At 67.7% G+C, this 18346-nt stretch carries 21 protein-coding genes and 3 tRNA genes; 6 read left to right on the top strand and 18 right to left on the bottom strand.

From position 1 onward, the window contains the following. Positions 1-106 precede the first annotated feature (106 nt). From RKE50_RS06440 to RKE50_RS06425, 4 genes are all read right to left on the bottom strand, one after another. Positions 107-194: transfer RNA gene (locus tag RKE50_RS06440), tRNA-Ser, on the bottom strand. A gap of 22 nt (positions 195-216) precedes the next feature. Further along, the gene (queF, locus tag RKE50_RS06435; RefSeq protein WP_350035272.1) at positions 217-1032 is read right to left on the bottom strand and encodes an NADPH-dependent 7-cyano-7-deazaguanine reductase QueF; all 816 of its coding nucleotides are present in this window, start codon (positions 1030-1032) and stop codon (positions 217-219) included. A 6-nt stretch (positions 1033-1038) separates the two neighbouring features. Beyond that, positions 1039-1812, bottom strand: coding sequence for an ABC transporter permease (locus tag RKE50_RS06430; protein WP_350035270.1), 774 nt, complete (start codon positions 1810-1812; stop codon positions 1039-1041). Beyond that, positions 1809-2726: an ABC transporter ATP-binding protein gene (locus RKE50_RS06425; protein WP_350035268.1), complete on the bottom strand. Its 918-nt coding sequence runs from the start codon at positions 2724-2726 to the stop codon at positions 1809-1811. Before RKE50_RS06425 ends, RKE50_RS06430 begins: the two co-directional genes overlap by 4 nt. 97 nt (positions 2727-2823) lie before the next feature. On the opposite strand from RKE50_RS06425, the gene RKE50_RS06420 reads away from it, so the two are divergent. The 3 genes from RKE50_RS06420 (at position 2824) to RKE50_RS06410 (ending at position 3473) form a co-directional block, all read left to right on the top strand. Then, positions 2824-3141: a PA2817 family protein gene (locus RKE50_RS06420; RefSeq protein WP_350035266.1), complete on the top strand. Its 318-nt coding sequence runs from the start codon at positions 2824-2826 to the stop codon at positions 3139-3141. 52 nt (positions 3142-3193) lie between these two features. Next, a tRNA-Glu gene (locus RKE50_RS06415) sits at positions 3194-3269 on the top strand. 128 nt (positions 3270-3397) lie between these two features. Beyond that, positions 3398-3473, top strand: a tRNA-Gly gene (locus tag RKE50_RS06410). A gap of 24 nt (positions 3474-3497) precedes the next feature. Here the strand turns inward: RKE50_RS06410 and RKE50_RS06405 are convergent. The 5 genes from RKE50_RS06405 to RKE50_RS06385 are packed head-to-tail and all read right to left on the bottom strand — an operon-like array spanning position 3498 to position 6456. Beyond that, the gene (locus RKE50_RS06405; RefSeq protein WP_350035264.1) at positions 3498-4619 is read right to left on the bottom strand and encodes a 4-phosphoerythronate dehydrogenase; all 1122 of its coding nucleotides are present in this window, start codon (positions 4617-4619) and stop codon (positions 3498-3500) included. Between the two features lie 3 nt (positions 4620-4622). Continuing rightward, on the bottom strand, positions 4623-5168 hold the full coding sequence (locus RKE50_RS06400) for an elongation factor P hydroxylase (protein ID WP_350035262.1): 546 nt from the start codon (positions 5166-5168) through the stop codon (positions 4623-4625). Further along, the gene (tusA, locus tag RKE50_RS06395) at positions 5165-5401 is read right to left on the bottom strand and encodes a sulfurtransferase TusA (protein ID WP_350035260.1); all 237 of its coding nucleotides are present in this window, start codon (positions 5399-5401) and stop codon (positions 5165-5167) included. Before tusA ends, RKE50_RS06400 begins: the two co-directional genes overlap by 4 nt. Continuing rightward, positions 5398-5646, bottom strand: a complete 249-nt coding sequence (locus tag RKE50_RS06390; RefSeq protein WP_350035258.1) for a YheU family protein — start codon at positions 5644-5646, stop codon at positions 5398-5400. The genes tusA and RKE50_RS06390 overlap by 4 nt, the downstream gene beginning before the upstream one ends. A gap of 6 nt (positions 5647-5652) precedes the next feature. Next, positions 5653-6456: a class I SAM-dependent methyltransferase gene (locus RKE50_RS06385; RefSeq protein WP_350035256.1), complete on the bottom strand. Its 804-nt coding sequence runs from the start codon at positions 6454-6456 to the stop codon at positions 5653-5655. 70 nt (positions 6457-6526) lie between these two features. On the opposite strand from RKE50_RS06385, the gene RKE50_RS06380 reads away from it, so the two are divergent. Then, positions 6527-7048, top strand: coding sequence for a glycine cleavage system transcriptional repressor (locus tag RKE50_RS06380; RefSeq protein WP_350035254.1), 522 nt, complete (start codon positions 6527-6529; stop codon positions 7046-7048). Positions 7049-7081: 33 nt separating this feature from the next. Here RKE50_RS06380 and RKE50_RS06375 read toward each other — a convergent pair whose 3' ends face one another. From RKE50_RS06375 to prmB, 3 genes are read right to left on the bottom strand one after another with little or no spacing between them, the layout of a single operon-like run. Continuing rightward, a complete protein-coding gene (locus RKE50_RS06375; RefSeq protein ID WP_350035252.1) occupies positions 7082-7309 on the bottom strand; it encodes a hypothetical protein in 228 nt (75 codons plus the stop codon). Between the two features lie 3 nt (positions 7310-7312). Then, the gene (gene aroC, locus RKE50_RS06370) at positions 7313-8416 is read right to left on the bottom strand and encodes a chorismate synthase (RefSeq protein ID WP_350035250.1); all 1104 of its coding nucleotides are present in this window, start codon (positions 8414-8416) and stop codon (positions 7313-7315) included. 3 nt (positions 8417-8419) lie between these two features. Continuing rightward, positions 8420-9370, bottom strand: a complete 951-nt coding sequence (gene prmB, locus RKE50_RS06365; RefSeq protein ID WP_350035248.1) for a 50S ribosomal protein L3 N(5)-glutamine methyltransferase — start codon at positions 9368-9370, stop codon at positions 8420-8422. A gap of 52 nt (positions 9371-9422) precedes the next feature. On the opposite strand from prmB, the gene folE reads away from it, so the two are divergent. Beyond that, positions 9423-9971: a GTP cyclohydrolase I FolE gene (folE, locus tag RKE50_RS06360; protein ID WP_350035246.1), complete on the top strand. Its 549-nt coding sequence runs from the start codon at positions 9423-9425 to the stop codon at positions 9969-9971. A 35-nt stretch (positions 9972-10006) separates the two neighbouring features. Here folE and RKE50_RS06355 read toward each other — a convergent pair whose 3' ends face one another. Genes RKE50_RS06355 through htpG form a run of 3 tightly spaced genes read right to left on the bottom strand, consistent with a single transcriptional unit; the run spans position 10007 to position 13062 of the window. Next, positions 10007-10606 carry a DUF4892 domain-containing protein gene (locus tag RKE50_RS06355; RefSeq protein WP_350035244.1) on the bottom strand — a complete coding sequence of 200 codons (600 nt, stop codon included), beginning with the start codon at positions 10604-10606 and terminating at the stop codon, positions 10007-10009. 60 nt (positions 10607-10666) lie between these two features. Further along, positions 10667-11149 (bottom strand): SixA phosphatase family protein, encoded by a 483-nt coding sequence (locus tag RKE50_RS06350; RefSeq protein WP_350035242.1) that lies wholly within the window; start codon positions 11147-11149, stop codon positions 10667-10669. A gap of 2 nt (positions 11150-11151) precedes the next feature. Continuing rightward, positions 11152-13062 (bottom strand): molecular chaperone HtpG, encoded by a 1911-nt coding sequence (htpG, locus tag RKE50_RS06345; RefSeq protein ID WP_350035240.1) that lies wholly within the window; start codon positions 13060-13062, stop codon positions 11152-11154. A 112-nt stretch (positions 13063-13174) separates the two neighbouring features. Here htpG and RKE50_RS06340 point away from each other — a divergent pair, with 112 nt between their 5' ends. After that, a complete protein-coding gene (locus RKE50_RS06340) occupies positions 13175-14683 on the top strand; it encodes an alpha/beta hydrolase domain-containing protein (protein ID WP_350035239.1) in 1509 nt (502 codons plus the stop codon). A 63-nt stretch (positions 14684-14746) separates the two neighbouring features. On the opposite strand, the gene sucD is transcribed toward RKE50_RS06340, so the two are convergent. The 3 genes from sucD to lpdA form a co-directional block, all read right to left on the bottom strand. Continuing rightward, positions 14747-15619 (bottom strand): succinate--CoA ligase subunit alpha, encoded by an 873-nt coding sequence (gene sucD, locus RKE50_RS06335; protein WP_350035237.1) that lies wholly within the window; start codon positions 15617-15619, stop codon positions 14747-14749. Continuing rightward, a complete protein-coding gene (sucC, locus tag RKE50_RS06330; protein ID WP_350035235.1) occupies positions 15619-16788 on the bottom strand; it encodes an ADP-forming succinate--CoA ligase subunit beta in 1170 nt (389 codons plus the stop codon). Before sucC ends, sucD begins: the two co-directional genes overlap by 1 nt. Positions 16789-16877: 89 nt before the next feature. Continuing rightward, positions 16878-18314, bottom strand: a complete 1437-nt coding sequence (gene lpdA / locus RKE50_RS06325; protein ID WP_350035234.1) for a dihydrolipoyl dehydrogenase — start codon at positions 18312-18314, stop codon at positions 16878-16880. Between the last annotated feature and the right edge of the window lie 32 nt (positions 18315-18346).

Genomic DNA, 18346 nt, shown 5'->3' with positions numbered 1-18346 from the left:
TCAGCTCATCGGCAGCGAAAGGATGAAAGCCAGCATAGACCGCTGCGTGAACGCAGGTCAAAAAAGCCTTTTTCCGGCTCTGAATCAAGCAGGGGGCACTGCGGGATGGCGGTGGGGGAGGGATTCGAACCCTCGAACGGTTTCCCGTTACACACTTTCCAGGCGTGCGCCTTCGACCACTCGGCCACCCCACCGAAGGGCGCGCATCATAGCAGCTTACTGACGATGGAGTCGATACTGTGGGGCCCTGCCCGGCGTGCTGCTGCGCCAGGGGCTGATGTCGAGGCCGCCGCGGCGCGTATACAGGGCCTGCACGGCCAGGGTCTGCGGCGACAGGACCGCGGCCAGGTCGAGGAAGATGCGCTCGACGCATTGCTCGTGGAAGTCCTGGTGTTCGCGAAAGGCGACCAGGTAGGCCAGCAGTGCGCCGCGGTCCAGTCGCGGCCCCCGGTAGCTGATGACCACCGTCGCCCAGTCCGGCTGCGCCGTCACGGGGCAGAGAGAGCGCAGCAGGTGGGAGTGCAACGTTTCCTCTACCGGCTCACCGGCGTCTGCACGCAGCAGCTCCCGGTCGGGTGCCGCGGCCGGGCCGGCAAGGGGAGCCTCGTCGATACAGGCTCCCGGCGCGGCGATGCCGTGAAAGGCCGGGTCTTCGAGCCCCGCGAGCGTCACCGAGACCGTGCCGCCGGTAGCCTCTCCCAGGTCCCGCGCGATCGTGTCGCGCACGGCGGCCGCATCGTCGAAGGTACTGCCGTTCAGGGCGTTCAGGTAGAGCTTGAGCGACTTGGACTCGACCATCCGCGGCGAGGCGGCCGGCACCTCGATGCGCCCGACGGCGACCCGCGGCCGGCCGCCGGCCTCCAGCCAGGACAGCTCGTAGGCGTGCCACACATCGGTGCCGGCGAACGGCAGGCTGCCCTCCCCCAGCCCGAGGCGCGCCCTGCCCTCGCTGCGCTCGATGGGAAACAGCAGCCCGGGGTCGTAGCGGGTGCTGCCGGCGACCCGGCGGCCTAGCGGGCTCTCCCGGTTCACGGCCAGCTACTGCCTCAGCCGCTTGCCGCTGGACAACAGGTGCATGGCGTAGAAGAAGAGCAGCACCGTAAAGCCGGCGATCATTGCGAAGGCAAAGGTCACGTTCACATCGGATACCCCGAGAACGCCGTAACGGAACGCGTTGACCACGTAGACCAGCGGGTTCAGCTTCGACACGCCGGCCCAGAACTCCGGAAGCAGGTCCAGGGAGTAGAAGACGCCACCGAGGTAGGTGAGCGGGGTAAGGACGAAGGTCGGGATGATGCTGATGTCGTCGAAGTTGTTCGCGTAGACGCCGTTGATGAAGCCCGCCAGCGCAAAGAGCGTCGAGGTGAACAGCACGACGAGCGCAACGATGCCGATGCTGTAGATCGGCAGGCGCGTGAAGAACAGCGACACGGCCGTGACGATCAGGGCCACCAGCAGTCCCCGGGCGATGCCGCCGAGCAGGAAGCCGAGGAGGATCACGTAGTTCGGCGTCGGCGAGACCAGCAGTTCCTCGACACTGTGATTGAACTTCGAGCCGAAGAAGGAGGACACCACGTTCGAGTAGCTGTTGGTCACGATGGCCATCATGATCAGGCCCGGCACGACGAACTCCATGTAACGGAAGCCGCCCATGTCGCCGATGCGCGAACCGATCAGGGAGCCGAAGATCACGAAGTACAGCGACATGGTGATAGCCGACGGCAGCAGCGTCTGCGGCCAGATGCGCAGAAAACGGCGGATCTCTTTGCGCAGCAGGGTCATGAGAGCGATGTACTGTTCCGAGAGGCTCATGCGGCGCTCTCCACCAGGTTGACGAACATTTCCTCGAGGCGGTTGGCGCGGTTGCGCATGCTGGTGACCCTGACGCCGATGGCGCTCAGCCCCTCGAACACCTCGTTCACGTGCTGGCCCTTCTCCACCTCGACTTCGAAGCTGTGGTCGTCCAGGCGGCGCACCACGAAACCGGGAAGCTCGAGCGGCTCGGGCAACGTGCCCGCGCTGTCTAGAATGAAGACCTCCCGGTGCAGCCGCCGCAGCAGGTCGCGGATCGAGCTGTGCTCGACGATCTCGCCGTGGTTGATGATGGCGATGTTGCGGCAGAGCGCCTCGGCCTCTTCCAGGTAGTGGGTGGTGAGAATGATCGTGGTGCCGCCCGCATTGATCTGCTTCAGGAAGTCCCACATGGACCGGCGCATCTCGATATCGACGCCGGCGGTCGGCTCGTCGAGGATGAGCAGGCTGGGTTCGTGCACCAGCGCCCGGGCGATCATCAGCCGGCGCTTCATGCCCCCGGACAGCATGCGCGAGGCGTTGTCGCGCTTCTCCCACAGGCCCAGGGCGCGCAGGTATTTCTCGGCGCGCTCCCGGGCGAGCGGCAGCGGCAGGCCGTAGTAGCCGCCCTGGTTGACGACGATGTCGCCCACCTTCTCGAACATGTTGAAGTTGAATTCCTGCGGAACGATGCCGATGTACCTCTTGGCGCCCGGGAAGTCGACGTCGATATCCACGCCGTAGACCTCGATGCTGCCCCCGGTCTTGGCCACCAGGGAGCAGATGATGCCGATGGTTGTGGATTTGCCCGCGCCGTTGGGGCCGAGAAGCGCAAAGAAATCCCCCTGCTGTACCTGGAGGCTGATACCCTTAAGGGCCTCGAAGCCCCCGGGGTAGGTCTTCTTGAGCGCATCGATTTTCAGAGCCGGGACCATGAACTACCCTTAGTAAGTCTGTAAGGCCGTCGGGAAAACGACCAGGAAAGCCCCCCATTCTACCCGTAAAGGCCGGGGGCCTAGAACCGGAGCCACCATGGACGATGTCGAATACGCGGAGTACTGCCGGAGCCTGCTGGAGAACTTCGCCCGCGAGTTCCTCGAGCGCACCCGCGAGCTCGGTCCCCAGGACGGCCTGCGCGAACTGGCCCTCGCCTTTGGCGAGGTGTCGGCCGGCGGTGTTGATTACTACGACCGGGGCCGGGAACTGGTTTCCCGCCTGTTCACGTCCTACCCGGAGTTTGCCCCCACTTTCCCCCGCGAACTGCTCTGGTTCCTGGGCGGCGAATGCCTTCACTACATGCCGGACGAGGAAATCGCCGAGTTCGAGCGGCGCCGGGAAGATAGTGCTTGACGCTTACAGGCACCCTTTTTACAATGCGCCGCTCTCGAAGAGAGGTCACAGCGTCCCCTTCGTCTAGTGGCCTAGGACACCGCCCTTTCACGGCGGGAACAGGGGTTCGAACCCCCTAGGGGACGCCATTTTTCCTGCGGGAATAGCTCAGTTGGTAGAGCGCAACCTTGCCAAGGTTGCAGCCGGGCGGGCAGCCGGGGGCGCCCAGCCTCGCCGGTACCGGCGACCAACTAACGGTCGGTACGAAGCACGGAGTGCGGGAATAGCTCAGTTGGTAGAGCGCAACCTTGCCAAGGTTGAGGTCGCCGGTTCGAACCCGGTTTCCCGCTCCAATCCCAGAACACAGCTCTTCGACCTCACCCAACCACCACGCAATCCATCGCTTCAGCGATCTCGCGTGCCTGCGCACTGCCGCCCTTCACCGGATTTCCGGCGAGTTCCCGGCGCAGGGGGTAGTCACGGCGCAGCCGGTCGAAGGCGGTGGAGCGATCGATCCCCGCAACGGCGAGCGCCTCGCGCAGGCGCCGGTCATCGTCCTGCGGCTGGTAGCGGCCGAGCAGCAGCGCCCGAAGGAGCTCTCCGCGCTCCTCACCTTCCGGCAGCGTGAGCGCAGCGGCCGGCTGCGGCACCAACGCGCCGGCAAACGCCGTGCCGAGCGCTGCGTCCATCGCGGCGACCACGCGCTGTGTGCCGGCCAGCCGCGCCTCCAGCGAATAGCCGGCGATATGCGGTGTACCGAGGCTGACCCGCTCGAGCAGCGGCGCCGGCACCTCCGGCTCCGTTTCCCAGACGTCGAGCACCGCCCTCCCCCGTCCGCTCGCCAGCCAGGCCGCCAGGGCGGTGTTGTCCACGACCGGGCCGCGGCTTGCGTTGATGACCAGCGCACCCTGCGCCAGTTGTTGAATGGCCCGTTCATCGATGAGGTGCCGGCTCGGCCAGGGAGCCTGCTCGGTCAGGGAACAGTGAAGCGTCACCACTTCGCAGGCGAGCACCTCGGCCAGCGCAGCGGGCCGCGGGATGGTGCCGTCGGCGAGCCAGGGGTCGGTAGCACACCAGCTCACGCCGAGCGCATTCAGCCGAGCGCCGAGGCTGCGCCCGACATGCCCGTAGCCGACGATACCGACCCGGCCACCCTCGAGCAGCCGCGCCAGCGGCTGCTCGAGCGACGCCAGCACTGCCAGTACGTACTCGACCACCGCATTGGCGTTCGCTCCGGCCGCGTCGGCAAAGGCCACATCGAGGCGGCCGAGGGCGTCGCGGTCGACGTGATCGGTCCCGCTGGTTGCCGTGCCGACGAAACGCACCGGCGTCTCCGCGAGCAGCGCCTCGTCCACGCGGGTAACGGAACGCACGAGCAGTGCGTCGGCGTCGCGCAGCTCGGCCCGGCCGATGGCCCTCCCCGGCAGGGGGCGAAGGGTGGCCCCCGCTGCCGCCAGCGCCTCGAGGCCGGGCATGTTCTCGTCGCAGACAATGAGCATGGCTCAGCGAAGCGCCGCCGGGGAAAACTGCATCGCGTTAACCGCGCGACCCTCAGGAAAACGCACCACCAGGGCCGCCAGGAACCGCCCCGCCCGTCCCCCGGGCCCGCGGACCTGCCAGGCACTGGCCTCGGCCGCGACGGCGGCGGCGAAGCGCTCGCGGTCTGTCGTCGTCAGCTCCCCGTCGAGATTGTCGAGGCTCAGGCGGAACGGCAGGCCACAGCCCTGCGCGAACAGCCACTCGAGGCCCTGGGGCCTGGCCTCGACCGCCTCGAAGTCACGCTGCGCCGCCGCGTTGCGACCGTCCGGCGCGTACCAGTAGCCGTAGTCCGGTAGCCGGCGCCGCGCCGGGCCGGCGATACACCAGTGCGCGACCTCGTGCAGGGCGCTGGCCGGGTAGTCGGCGCGGTAGTGGATCGTGTGCCAGTCATCCGGCGCAACGGCCGGCTGGTACAAGGGCTCCTCGGCCCCGCCGACCAGCCGCGTGCGCTCCTTGCCCCCGAAGCAGTCGACGAAGACCTGCTCCAGGGCGGCGGCCGTGACGCTCACGGTGCCTTGCGGACGAGGAAGCGGAGCTCGCCGCCCTCCTCGCTTTCCTCCACCAGCTCGTGGCCCAGGAAGTGGCAGAACTGGGGAATGTCGCGGCGCGTCGTAGGGTCCGTGGCGCGCACGGCGACGAGGTCACCGGCCGCCGCGTCGCGGATCGCGTTGTGCAGCAGCATGACCGGCTCGGGGCAGTAGAGCCCCCGGGCATCGAGTTCGTGGGTGGTCGGAGCCGTCACGACGCGTCACCGAGCAGGTCCCGCGCGCGATCGCGGGGCACCAGGTCCCAGCTTTCGCTGTCGACGTCGAACAGCAGCTGGAGATCGCCTGCCGCGAGCTGCCGGGAGAGCGCCTCCCGCTTCTCGGCGAGCGGCACTTCACGCTCGCCGTAGTCGGTACCGTCCCGGCTGGCATACTCCTCGAGCAGCGCAGCCAGCGTTTCCGGGGGGACCCGCTCCGGCGGAATGCGCAGGAAACTCGCCACGGCGCCTCAGGAGGCGGGCTTGACGAACTTCAGCGTCATGCGGTCGCTTTCACCGATAGCGAGGTAGCGGTCGCGGTCCTTGTCCCCGAGCGCAAAGGTCGGCGGCAGGGTCCAGACCCCTTCCGGGTGGTCCGCCGTGTCTTTCGGGTTGGCGTTGATCTCCGCGCTGTCGGCGAGTTCGAAGCCGGCGGCCTCCGCGGCGGCGATGACGTGAGCCTCGGTGACATAGCCGGTGTTCTTCATGTCCTCGATGGAGCGGCCCTCCGGCGCGCGGTGCTGCACGACGCCGAATACACCGCCGGGCTTGAGCGCCTCGAAGACCGCGGCGAACACCGGGTCAAGGGTACCGCCGCGCAGCCAGCTGTGAACGTTGCGGAAGGCGAGGACCAGGTCGGCGGAGCCCGCCGGGGCGATGTCGATCGTCGCCGGCGGCGCCAGCGTCGAGACGACCACGCCGCCGTACATTTCGTTGTCGGCGCCCAGCTTGCGCAGGAAGCCACCGAGGGAACGCCGGGCGTAGGCACCGCTGTTGACGTCGAAATGCGCGGCGTAGAGCTTGCCCTCGCCCTTGAGGAGCGGAGCCAGCACCTCGGTGTACCAGCCACCGCCGGGGGACAGCTCGACCACGGTCATCCCTGGCTCGAGGCCGAAGAAGGCGAGAGTCTCGGCCGGATGGCGCCAGTCGTCCCGGGCGCGGTTCTCTTCACTGCGATGCTCGCCAGCAAGGGCCGCGGCGAAATCCGGGGCGGCCAGGGCGGCCCGGGCGGGAAGGAGAAACAGGGCGACCAGCAGCGGGATCAGGATTTTCATGGTTCGTCCTTAGCGTGAGGAGGATGTCGCGGTACTATACGAAGTTCCCCCGCCAATGTGGAGACACGTCGTGCAGAAAGCCATCGTGGTCAGTTTTATCGCCGACGACCGGCCGGGCATCGTGAAGCGCCTCGCCGCCATCGTTGCCGAGCACGGCGGCAACTGGGAAGACGCCCGCCTGTCCCAGCTCGGCGGCAAATTCGCCGGCCTCGCCCTGGTCAACCTGCCCGCCGCGGCGGAGGGCGCACTGCGCGAGGCGCTCGACGGCCTGGCGGGCGAAGCCATCGACTGCAGCGTTGCCGATGCCGGTGACACCGCTGCGCAGGAGGGCGCGGTCATTACCCTCGCCCTGGTCGGCCCGGACCGCCCGGGCATCATCCACGAGGTCACCCGCGCCCTGCACGGCGCCGGGCTGAACCTGCGCCGCCTCGAGAGCGCGGTGCGCAGCGCGCCGATGAGCGCGGAGCCGCTGTTCCACGCGACCCTGGAAGCGCAGGCCCCGGCAAGCCTCGACCGCGCGACCCTGGAGCAGGAACTGGACCGTATCGCAGAGGCCATGAGCCTGGAGATCGACCTGCTGCAGCAGGACTGACGCCGGCAGGACCGGCACGAAGCAAGGCGTGCGTCAGGAAGACCCGCGGCGCCGGCGCCAGAGACGGCGCAGCGAGAGCAGCAAACCCGCCGCCGCGGCGGCAGCGAGGATTACCAGGAACAGGGCGCCGAGCGCGCCCAGCAGCAGTTCGAGGAACTGCGCCTTCGGCATGTCGAACTGGGTGACCGCCGCCCAGGGCAGCGCGGCCATGGCGCAGACGGCGAGCAGGATCGTCCGGGTATTGCGGCGCCAGCGGCGCATGGCTCAGGAACCGGCCGTCGCCGGGATGACCGGGGTCGGACTGACGATGCCGGCGTTCTGGGCCCGCTGTCGCAGCAGGTGATCCATGAGCACCAGCGCCAGCATCGCCTCCGCAATCGGCGTCGCGCGGATGCCGACGCAGGGGTCGTGCCGGCCCGTGGTCACTACCTCGACGGCCTCCCCGGCGGTATTGACGCTGGCTCCCGGCTGGCGGATCGACGAGGTCGGCTTCAGCGCCAGGCTGACGGTGATGTCCTGGCCGCTGGAGATGCCGCCGAGCACGCCGCCTGCGTTGTTGCCCACGAAACCCTCCGGTGTCAGCGCGTCCCGGTGTTCGCTCCCCTGCTGCGCCACGCAGGCGAAGCCGGCGCCGAGCTCCACGCCCTTGACCGCGTTGATCCCCATCATGGCACTGGCGATGTCCGCATCCAGGCGGTCGAAGACCGGCTCGCCCAGCCCCGGGGGAACACCGGTGGCGACCACGTTGATGCGCGCACCGACGGAATCACCGCGCTTGTTGAGGTCGGCCATGTAGGCTTCCATCGCCGGCACCTTCTCCGGATCCGGGCAGAAAAACGGGTTGCTCTCGACCACGTTCCAGTCCAGCTGCTCGGCAACAACAGGACCGAGCTGCTTCAGGTAGCCGCGCACGGTGACCCCCGCATACTCCGCGAGGTACTTCTTCGCGATGGCCCCGGCGGCGACGCGCATGGCTGTCTCCCGCGCGGAAGAGCGCCCGCCACCGCGATAGTCACGGCGCCCGTACTTCTGCTGATAGGTGTAGTCGGCGTGCGCCGGCCGGAACACGTCCTTGATCTTGCTGTAGTCCTTGGAGCGCTGGTCCGTATTCTCGATCAGGAGCCCGATGGGAGTCCCGGTGGTAACGCCCTCGAAGACGCCGGAGAGAATCCGCACCTCGTCGGCCTCGCGGCGCTGCGTGGTAAAGCGCGACGTGCCCGGCTTGCGGCGATCCAGGTCCGGCTGCATGTCGGCGCTGCTGAGCGCCAGGCCGGGCGGGCAGCCGTCCACGATACAGCCCAGTGCCGGCCCGTGGCTCTCGCCGAAGGTCGTCACCGTGAACAGCTTGCCGAAGGTGTTGCCAGCCATGTCTCAGTCCTGCCCTGTCACCGCGCCGGAATTATACGTGAGGTCCCCGGCGTGGTCGCGGAGCTCCCGCGCGGTGATCGCCGCGACCCCGTGCCCGCCACGCTCCAGCTCGACCCAGGTGAAGGGAAAGCGCGGGTAGCGGGCCTCCAGGGCCGGCCAGCTGTTGCCCACCTCGAGCAGCAGCAGGCCGTGGTCCTCGAGGTGCGCTGCCGCCACGGGCAACAGGCGCTGTACCAGGTCCAGGCCATCGTGCCCGGCGCCGAGGCCCGCGGCGGGCTCGTGCCGGAATTCCGCAGGCATGGCGGCGAGGTCTTCGCGGTCCACGTAGGGCGGGTTGCAGAGAATGATATCGAAGCGCTCACCGGCGAGCCCTTCGAAGCCGTCGGAGCGGCGCAGGCTCACCCGCTCTTCGACACGGTGGCGGGCGACGTTCTCTGCCGCCAGCGCGAGGGCGTCGCTGTCCAGGTCCGCGAGTACGGCCAGGAGCCCCGGCGCGTGCACGGCGGCGGCGATGCCGAGGCAGCCGCCGCCACAGCAGAGGTCGAGCAGGCGTTGCGGCGGCGGGCCGGCATACCAGGGCTGGTAGCCGCCTACGATAAGCTCGGCCAGCGGCGAGCGGGGCACCAGGGCGCGCGGGTCGCAGCGGAAGCGCAGGCCGGCGAAGTGCGCCTCGCCGAGGAGGTAGGGCAACGGGCAGCGCTCCCCGATGCGCCGTTCCAGCACGGCGACAACTCTATCCCAGTCTGCGGCAGCCAGCGGCCGGCCGGCGACCTCCGGCCCGTCCTCGAGGCCGAGCACGCCGAGGACGAGCTGCACGGCCTCGTCCCAGGGATTGTCCGTGCCGTGGCCGAAGGCGACACCCGCGTCGTCCAGGCGCGTCGCGCAGCGGGCGACGGCGCCGGCGAGCGTGTCCGGGGGCAGTTGCCAGGGCGCGTGATCGTTCATGGAGCGCATGTTAACATCGCGCCGCGGCCGTCGGTCGCAGACAGTCAGGGGAAACAGGCAGATGAAAGAACACTGGGCAGCGATCATCGAGGGAATGGGCGAAGACCTTGCCCGTCCCGGGCTCAAGGACACCCCGGAGCGGGCGGCAAAGGCCTACCAGTTCCTGACCCGCGGTTATCACCAGTCCGTGGACGAGGTGGTCAACGAGGCCCTGTTCCCCTCCGACTCGAGCGAAATGGTCGTGGTGCAGGACATCGAGCTCTATTCGCTGTGCGAACACCATATCCTCCCCTTTATCGGCAAGTGCCACGTCGGCTATATCCCCACCGGCAAGGTGCTCGGGCTGTCCAAGATCGCGCGCATCGTGGATGTTTTCGCGCGCCGGCTGCAGATCCAGGAATCGCTGACCACGGAGATCGCCGAGACCATCATGGCCGTCACCGATGCGGCGGGCGTCGGGGTCATCATCGAGGCGAAGCACATGTGCATGATGATGCGCGGCGTCGAGAAGCAGAACTCGGTCATGAAAACTTCGTCCATGCTCGGCTCCTTCCGCGAAGACCTGAAAACCCGGGACGAGTTCCTCGGGCTGCTGAGACTGCGCCAGTAGCGGGAGCGCCTTTACCGGAGCCGGTTCAGCCGAGCTCAGGGCACCGCGCTGCCCTCCCCCCGCACCGTGAGCAGCTCCATGTGCAGGTACTGCCGGTCCGAGGTCCTTGCGCTCGCATACATTACGAGCCGCTGCTCGCCTTCTCCCCCGCGGAGGGCATAGACCCGGTAGCGCTGCGAGCTCTCGGTACCGTAGAGCACGCGCTGGTGAAAAACCCGGTTCGCCCACTGGACGCTGCCGCCGCAGGAGCGGGCCTCGCAGGCGTAGAGCAGTTCACTGCCCGGCATGGCCTCGACCTCCATGGTCGCGTCCTCGAACAGGGCCCGGGCGCTGAAGCCGTCCACGATACGCCAGGTATAGCGCGACAGGTGCCCGGTCAGGCGCTCGCTGTCCTCCAGGCGCCAGTCCCCGCGCACCTTCTGCATCGGGCCGAGCCCCACCACGTGATCGAGCACCGGCTCGCTGGCCTCGTCGACGACCTCCGCGTGCGGGAAGCGGTCATAGCGCGCCAACAGCGCCTCAGCCGATCCCTTCTCCGCACCGGCGGGAACCGCCAGGCACGCCCCCAGCAGGGCCGCGAGGCAGGTGTAGCGAGCGGGATGACGGTGCCGGCGGTCGGCGGGGCAATGGGGCAAGATCCTGCTCCTGTCGGCAAGCATGGGCGAACGCGTATGGTGACGGATTTTCCCGGGGCGTCAAAGCCCGTAGTCCGGCGGAGCGGCGAAGAAACAGAGGCTTGCGCAGCCCGGTGCAAAGACCTCGGCGTCCAGCACCGCGTAGGACCCGGGCGAGAGCGCCGGTACGCGGCCCGGATCGCCCAGCCAGCGATCGACCAGCCCGGACACCAGCGGCTGGTGCGAGACCAGTACGCGGTGCGCAGCAGCGGGCAGGCGGGCAAGGCAGGCCTCGACATCTTCCGGTTCCGCCCCGGGAATCAGCGCCTCCTCATCCAGCACCGGCAGGCCCAGCGCCTCGGCGAGATAGGCCGCAGTCTGCCGGGTCCTCACCCAGCGGCTCGCGTGGAGGCCGTCGGGCAGTGCCAGTCCCCGCTCTTGCAGGGCTGGCGCGAAGGCGGCGGCGCCCCGGCGCAGGTCCGCGTGGCCGCGGTCAGTCAGCCGGCGCTCCCGGTCCGGCCGCCCGGGGGCTGCCTCGCCGTGGCGCCAGATCGTCACCAGCATCGCTAGCGCCCTGCGAGCTCGAGCAGCAGCCTGTTGAGGCGATCGACGTAGCTGGCCGGATCGTCGAGCTGCCCCCCTTCCGCGAGCGTCGCCTGGTCGAAGACCACCCGGGCCAGGTCGCCGAAGCGATCCTCGTCACTCTCCCGGTCGAGCAGCGCGATCAGCGGATGCGCCGGGTTGATCTCCAGGGTCGGCTTGCTGTCCGGCACCGGCTGCCCGGCGGCCTCCATGATCCGGCGCATCTGCGCGCCCAGCTCGTGCTCGCCGACCACGAGGCAGGCCGCGGAGTCCGTGAGGCGCGCACTGGCGCGCACGTCGGCCACGTCGCCTTCGAGCGCGCCCTTGATCCGCTCGAGGAGACCCTTGCTTTCCTCTGCCAGCTTTTCACTCTCCGCCTTCTCGTCCTCGCCGAGATCCAGCTCGCCGCGGGCCACGTCCTGCACCGGTTTACCCGCGTACTCCTGGAGATGGCTCATGAGCCACTCGTCGATGCGGTCGCTGAGCAGCAATACCTCGATGCCGCGCTTGCGGAACACCTCGAGGTGCGGGCTGCGCCGCGCCGTGTTGAAGTTCTCCGCCACCACGTAGTAGATCTTGTCCTGGCCATCCTGCATGCGTGCCAGGTAGTCGTCGAGGCCCTGGTCCTGCACCTCGCTGTCCGTGTGCGTGGTAGCAAAGCGCAGCAGGCTGGCGACCTTCTCCTTGTTGCTGAAATCCTCGCCGGGGCCTTCCTTGAGTACCTGGCCGAATTCCTTCCAGAACACGGCGTAATCATCCGGCGACGACTTCGCCAACTTGCCGAGCATGTCCAGCACGCGCTTGGTCAGCGCGCCGCGCATGCTGTCCACCGCCGGATCCTGCTGCAGGATTTCCCGCGACACGTTCAGGGGCAGGTCGTTGCTGTCGATGACGCCCTTCACGAAGCGCAGGTAGAGCGGCAGGAACTGCTCCGCGTCGTCCATGATGAAGGTGCGCTGTACGTAAAGCTTGAGCCCCCTCGCCCCTTCCCGGTTCCAGAGGTCGAAGGGCGCGCGCCGCGGCACGTAGAGCAGGCTCGTGTACTCCAGCTTGCCTTCCACCCGGTTGTGGCTCCAGGTGAGCGGGTCCTCGAAATCGTGGGACACGTGCTTGTAGAAGGCCTTGTACTCGTCGTCGCTGATGTCGCTGCGCGAGCGGGTCCACAGCGCCGTGGCCTCGTTCACGGTCTCCCAGGCAGGCTCTGAGCCCTCGGCGCCGTTCTCGGTCTCCCCGTCACCGGGCTCCTCGGCCTTCGCCATCATCACGGGCACCGAGATGTGGTCGGAGTACTTCTTGATGACACTGCGCACGCGCCACGCGTCGGCGAACTCGCTGCAGTCCTCCTTCAGGTACAGGGTGATGGCCGTACCGCGCGCCTCCCGGGGGCGGTCCTCGATGGAGAACTCGGCCTCGCCGTGGGACTCCCAGAGCACGCCCGCGGTCGCGGGCTCACCGGCCTTGCGGGTGTGCACTTCCACGCGCTCGGCGACGATGAAGGCCGAGTAGAAGCCCACACCGAACTGGCCGATAAGCTGTGAATCCTTCTTCTGGTCACCCGTGAGGTTGTCGAGGAAGGCTGCGGTCCCCGACCGGGCGATGGTGCCAAGGTTGTCGATGACTTCCTGCCGCGTCATGCCCACGCCGTTATCACTGATCGTGATGGTACGCGCGTCCTTGTCCAGGACCACGCGGATGGCATAGTCGGCATCGCCCTCGAGGATGGCATCGTCCTCCAGCGACGCGAAGCGCAGCTTGTCGATGGCGTCCGAGGCGTTGGAGATCAGCTCGCGCAGGAAGATTTCCCGGTTGCTGTAAAGGGAGTGGATCATCAGGTGCAGCAGCTGCCGCGCCTCGGTCTGGAAGCCCAGGGTTTCTTTCTTGACGTCCGCGGTCATGGATTCCTCACTGTGCGTCCCGTGAAACCCCATGCGTGGGGTCGCATCACTGGATTTTCAAGGGGTTCGAAGCCATATTAGGGCGATAACGACACCAACAGAGGTACCCCCCATGCCGTCACCCCGCCCCGCGACGCTCGCGGCACTCTTCCTCGGCCTGCTCGTCCTCGCCGGCTGCGACGGAGGCAACGGCGACACGCTCATCATCACGCCTCCGCCGGCACCGGAGTTCCTGCCGATTGCCAGCCCGACCGTGAGCGATCCGCCGGACGCGGGATCGCCCGTGCTGCTGACCACGACCTTTGACCTGGCCGGGGTCGGCTACCGGCAGCGCGAGTTCTTTTTCGAAGGGGAAGCAAACCGCTTCCGCAACGTGAATGAATTCCAGCCGGACGGACGCTGGGAGGCGGAACCCGCGGGCACGGCTGCCTACAAGAGCCGGCTGATCGTCTACCGCCCGGAGGACCCGGCGGACTTCAGCGGCACGGTCTTCGTCGAGTGGCTCAACGTCACCAGCGGGTTCGACATCGCGCCCAGCTGGGGCACGGGCCACGTCGAGCTGCTGCGTCGGGGCCACGCCTGGGTCGGGGTCACCGCCCAGCGCGTGGGCATCGAGGGTTCGGAGAACGGCATAGCGCCGCTGCACCTAAAGGCCGCCAACGCGGATCGCTACGGCAGCCTGGAACATCCGGGCGATTCCTACTCCTACGACATGTTCTCCCAGGTCGCGCAGGCGCTGCGGGAACCCGGCGAGGTCGACCTGCTCGAGGCCCTGGCGCCGACGCGGCTCATCGCCATGGGCGAGTCCCAGTCCGCCGGGCGCCTGCTGACCTACGCCAACGCGGTGCACCTGCTCTACAACCCCTGGGACGGCTACATGATCCACAGCCGCGGCGACGGCAGCCCGCCGCTGGCTCAGGCACCGGAGGTGGAGGTGCCCACGCCGGAGACGGTGCGCATCCGCGATGACCTCAACGTGCCGGTGATGAACTTCCAGACCGAAACCGACGTGGTACTCCTCGGCGCCGCGGCGGACCGGCAGCCCGACAGCGCGGGCTTTCGTCTCTGGGAGGTCGCGGGCTCGGCCCATGGCGACTACTACACCTTCGTCGGCGGGCGCTCCGACACCGGCGCAGAAGCCCTGGCCCCGGTTGTCGTTGAGGAGGACACCATCCTTGGCTTCCTGCAGTGCGACAGGCCGATGAACGCCGGCAGCATGCCCTGGGTCTTCAAGGCCGCGCTACGCACCCTCGATGAGTGGGTGGGCGGCGGCGCCGCACCACCGGAAGCGCCCCGGCTGTCGCTCACGGACGACGGTGCCATCGAGCGCGACGAGTTCGGCAATGCCGTCGGCGGCATCCGCACGCCCTACGTCGACGCTCCGGCTGCCTCGCTCAGCGGCGAGGGCAACGACGGCGCCGCGCTCTGCTTCCTGTTCGGCACCACCGAGCTGTTCGACGCCGCGACCATGGCATCACTGTACACGGACCGGGAGGGCTTCATCAGCGCCGTCAACGATGCCGCCGAGGACGCCGTTGCGGCCGGCTTCCTGCTGCAGGAGGACGCGAACCGCATCATCGGTGCGGCCGGACTGCAGTGGGACAACGCCCCGGTGGAGTAACTTCGGAAATTCGCGATCAACAAAAAAGGGGCCCTCAGGCCCCTCGGTACCGGGTGTGCCGGCTTACCAGCCGGTGATCTCGCCCAGGGCCTTGCCGATATCGGCGAGAGAGCGCACGGTCTTGACGCCCGCGTCTTCCAGGGCCGCGAACTTCTCGTCGGCCGTGCCCTTGCCGCCGGAGATGATCGCGCCGGCATGGCCCATGCGCTTGCCCTTCGGCGCCGTGACGCCGGCGATGTAGGACACGACCGGCTTGCTGACGTTGGCCTTGATGTAGGCCGCCGCCTCTTCCTCGGCCGTACCGCCGATCTCACCGATCATGACGATGGCTTCCGTTGCCGGGTCCTGTTCGAAGAGCGCGAGGATGTCGATAAAGTTCGAGCCCGGGATGGGGTCGCCGCCGATGCCGACACAGGTGGACTGGCCGAAGCCGGCGTCCGTGGTCTGCTTCACGGCCTCGTAGGTGAGGGTCCCGGAACGCGACACGATGCCGACCTTGCCGGGCTGGTGAATGTGGCCGGGCATGATGCCGATCTTGCATTCGCCCGGGGTGATGACGCCCGGGCAGTTGGGCCCGACCAGCCGCACACCCAGTTCGTCACACTTCACCTTGGCCTCGAGCATGTCGAGGGTCGGGATACCCTCGGTAATGCACACCACCAGGCGGATACCCGCGTTCGCCGCCTCGAGGATCGAGTCCTTGCAGAACGGTGCGGGGACGTAGATCACGGACGCGTCGGCGCCGGTTGCCTCCACGGCCTCGGCCACGGTGTTGAACACCGGGAGGCCCAGGTGCTCCTGGCCGCCCTTGCCCGGGGTGACGCCGCCGACCATCTGTGTGCCGTACTCGATGGCCTGCTCGGAGTGGAAGGTACCCTGGGAACCGGTGAAGCCCTGGCAGATGACCTTGGTGTTCTTGTCGATCAGGATACTCATCAGGCTTCACCTCCCGCTGCTTTCACCGCCTGCTGTGCCGCGTCCGTCAGGCTGGTCGCGGCAATGATGTTGAGCCCGCTTTCCGCCAGGACCTTGCGGCCGAGCTCGGCGTTGTTGCCCTCGAGGCGCACGACCACGGGGACTTCCACACCGATTTCCTCGACGGCGCCGATGACCCCCTCGGCGATGAGGTCGCAGCGGACGATGCCGCCGAAGATGTTGATGAGGACGGCCTTTACCTTGTCATCACTCAGGATGATCTTGAAAGCCTCGGAGACACGCTCCTTGGTGGCACCGCCGCCCACGTCGAGAAAGTTCGCGGGCGCACCGCCGTGGAGCTTGACGATATCCATGGTGCCCATGGCGAGGCCGGCGCCGTTGACCATGCAGCCGATGTTCCCGTCGAGGGCCACGTAATTGAGTTCCCACTGCGCCGCATGCGATTCCCGCGCGTCTTCCTGGGAGGGGTCGTGCATCTCGCGGAGCGCGTGCTGGCGGTAAAGGGCATTGCTGTCGACGCCGATCTTGGCGTCGAGGCAGTGCAGGTTGCCCTGCTCCGTGATCACCAGCGGGTTGATCTCGATGAGCGCGAGATCCTTCTCTTCGAACAGCCGGGCGAGGCCGAGAAAGATCTTCACGAACTGCTTGACCTGGTCGCCCGAGAGGCCGAGCTTGAAGGCGAGCTCGCGGCCCTGGTAGGGCTGGGCGCCGACCAGTGGATCGATGGCGACCTTGAGGATCTTCTCCGGTCTTTCCTCGGCCACCTTCTCGATCTCTACGCCACCCTCGGTGGATGCCATGAAGACGATGCGCCGCGTCGAGCGGTCGACCACGGCGCCGAGGTACAGTTCGTCGGCGATGTCGGTACAGGCCTCGACCAGGATCTTCGAGACCGGCTGGCCGTTCTCGTCGGTCTGGTACGTGACGAGGTTGTTGCCCAGCCACCTGGACGCGAACTCGCGGATCTCGTCCTTGGTCTTGACCAGCTTCACGCCGCCGGCCTTGCCGCGGCCGCCGGCATGGACCTGCGCCTTGACGACCCAGCTATCACCCCCGATGAGATCTGCCGCCTCCACGGCTTCACGGGGTGAATCCACCGCGTAGCCCTTGGAGACCGGCAGGCCGTAGTCGGCAAACAGCTGCTTGCCCTGGTACTCGTGCAAATTCATGTTGTGTCCCGTTCTGTGTTGCGAGAAAGCCGCTCGGGGTATTGGGCTCAGCGGTTCTTGTTATGCGTTGTCGTGCCCCCCGGGCGGCGCTATTTGCGCTTGCGGTTCGCGACGTGGATGGCGTGACCATCGACGGCCAGTGCCGCCTCGTGCACAGCCTCCGACAGGGTCGGGTGGCCGAAAACCATGAGCGCCAGGTCTTCCGCGCTGGAACCGAACTCCATCGCGATGACCACTTGCTGGGTGAGGTCCGCCGCCGACGGGCCAACGATGTGGCAGCCGAGGATGCGGTCCGTCTCGGCATCGGCGAGGATCTTCACCATGCCTTCTGTGTCGTTGGCCGCAAGGGCGCGGCCGCTGGCTGCGAAGGGAAAGACGCCGGCCTTGTAATCCACGCCGTCTGCCTTCAGCTCCTGCTCCGTCTTGCCCACGGCGGCCACTTCCGGGTGCGTGTAGATCACCGAGGGTATGCAGTCGTAGTTGAGCTGCGCGGGCTTGCCGGCGATGCGCTCGACGACCATGACGCCCTCTTCCGAGCCCTTGTGCGCCAGCATCGGGCCGCGGACGACGTCACCGACGGCGTAGACGTGCGGCGCTTCCGTGGCGCAGAAATCATTGACGTAGATGAAACCGCGCTCGTCCAGGGTGACACCGCTGTCCGAGGCGAGGAGCTCTTCCGAGCGGGGCCGCCGGCCCACGGAGACGATCAGCTTGTCGAAGGTCTCCGTGTGCGAACCCTCCGCTGTATCGTAGGTGACCTCGACCTTGCCTTTCTTCAGCTCGGTACCGGTGACGCGGGCGCCGAGGCGGATGTCCAGCCCCTGCTTCTTGAAGATCTTGTGCGTTTCCTTCGCGATCTGAACGTCCATCATCGGCAGGAAGTCGTCGAGCGCCTCCAGCAGCACCACCTCGGCGCCGAGGCGGCCCCAGACGCTGCCGAGCTCGAGCCCGATGACGCCGGCGCCGATGACGCCGAGACGCTTCGGCACCTCGGTGAATTCGAGAGCGCCGGTAGAGTCGACGATGCTGTCACCGTCCACTGGGGCCGGCGGGATGCGCACCGGTTCGGAGCCGGCGGCGATAATGACGTCGCCCGCTTCCACGACCCGGCTGTTGCCGTCCTTGTCGGTCACCTCGACGTTCGCGCCGCTGACCACCTTGCCGCGGCCCTGGATCACGGTCACGCCGTTGTGCTTGAACAGGCCGGCGATGCCGCCGGTGAGCTGGCCGACGATTTTCTTCTTTCTCTCCTGCATGGCCGCGACGTCGATCTTCGGCTTGCCGATACCGATCCCGTGCAGCGCAAAGCTGTCACGCGCCTCGGCGAACTTCTGGCTGCTGTCGAGGAGAGCCTTCGACGGGATGCAGCCGACGTTGAGGCAGGTCCCGCCGAGGACGGCGCCGTCCTTGTCGTCGACCCACTGCTCCACGCAGGCCACGGACATGCCGAGCTGCGCGGCCTTGATCGCCGCCACGTAACCGGCGGGGCCGGAGCCGATCACTACGATGTCGAATTTCTCAGCCATGCTCTCTCCCGTGATTCAAAGCGTTGCAGCGG

Origin of the sequence: Pseudohaliea sp., from assembly GCF_040217025.1 — a bacterium.
In the GTDB taxonomy this organism is placed as follows: Bacteria; Pseudomonadota; Gammaproteobacteria; order Pseudomonadales; family Halieaceae; genus Pseudohaliea.
Note: the sequence above shows the minus strand (reverse complement) of the source record. Positions and strands in the feature narration are given on the sequence as shown.

What these genes read in the sequence shown, in the direction of transcription:
- folE (WP_350035246.1), top strand. Translation starts at nt 9,423, where the DNA reads ATGAAAGAACACTGGGCAGCGATCATCGAGGGAATGGGCGAAGACCTT.
- RKE50_RS06430 (WP_350035270.1), bottom strand. Translation starts at nt 1,812, where the DNA reads ATGAGCCTCTCGGAACAGTACATCGCTCTCATGACCCTGCTGCGCAAA.
- RKE50_RS06385 (WP_350035256.1), bottom strand. Translation starts at nt 6,456, where the DNA reads ATGAAAATCCTGATCCCGCTGCTGGTCGCCCTGTTTCTCCTTCCCGCC.
- RKE50_RS06350 (WP_350035242.1), bottom strand. Translation starts at nt 11,149, where the DNA reads ATGCTGGTGACGATCTGGCGCCACGGCGAGGCAGCCCCCGGGCGGCCG.
- RKE50_RS06340 (WP_350035239.1), top strand. Translation starts at nt 13,175, where the DNA reads ATGCCGTCACCCCGCCCCGCGACGCTCGCGGCACTCTTCCTCGGCCTG.
- sucC (WP_350035235.1), bottom strand. Translation starts at nt 16,788, where the DNA reads ATGAATTTGCACGAGTACCAGGGCAAGCAGCTGTTTGCCGACTACGGC.
- lpdA (WP_350035234.1), bottom strand. Translation starts at nt 18,314, where the DNA reads ATGGCTGAGAAATTCGACATCGTAGTGATCGGCTCCGGCCCCGCCGGT.
- RKE50_RS06405 (WP_350035264.1), bottom strand. Translation starts at nt 4,619, where the DNA reads ATGCTCATTGTCTGCGACGAGAACATGCCCGGCCTCGAGGCGCTGGCG.
- RKE50_RS06425 (WP_350035268.1), bottom strand. Translation starts at nt 2,726, where the DNA reads ATGGTCCCGGCTCTGAAAATCGATGCGCTCAAGAAGACCTACCCCGGG.
- RKE50_RS06420 (WP_350035266.1), top strand. Translation starts at nt 2,824, where the DNA reads ATGGACGATGTCGAATACGCGGAGTACTGCCGGAGCCTGCTGGAGAAC.
- htpG (WP_350035240.1), bottom strand. Translation starts at nt 13,062, where the DNA reads ATGACCGCGGACGTCAAGAAAGAAACCCTGGGCTTCCAGACCGAGGCG.
- sucD (WP_350035237.1), bottom strand. Translation starts at nt 15,619, where the DNA reads ATGAGTATCCTGATCGACAAGAACACCAAGGTCATCTGCCAGGGCTTC.
- aroC (WP_350035250.1), bottom strand. Translation starts at nt 8,416, where the DNA reads ATGGCTGGCAACACCTTCGGCAAGCTGTTCACGGTGACGACCTTCGGC.
- prmB (WP_350035248.1), bottom strand. Translation starts at nt 9,370, where the DNA reads ATGCGCTCCATGAACGATCACGCGCCCTGGCAACTGCCCCCGGACACG.
- RKE50_RS06375 (WP_350035252.1), bottom strand. Translation starts at nt 7,309, where the DNA reads ATGCGCCGCTGGCGCCGCAATACCCGGACGATCCTGCTCGCCGTCTGC.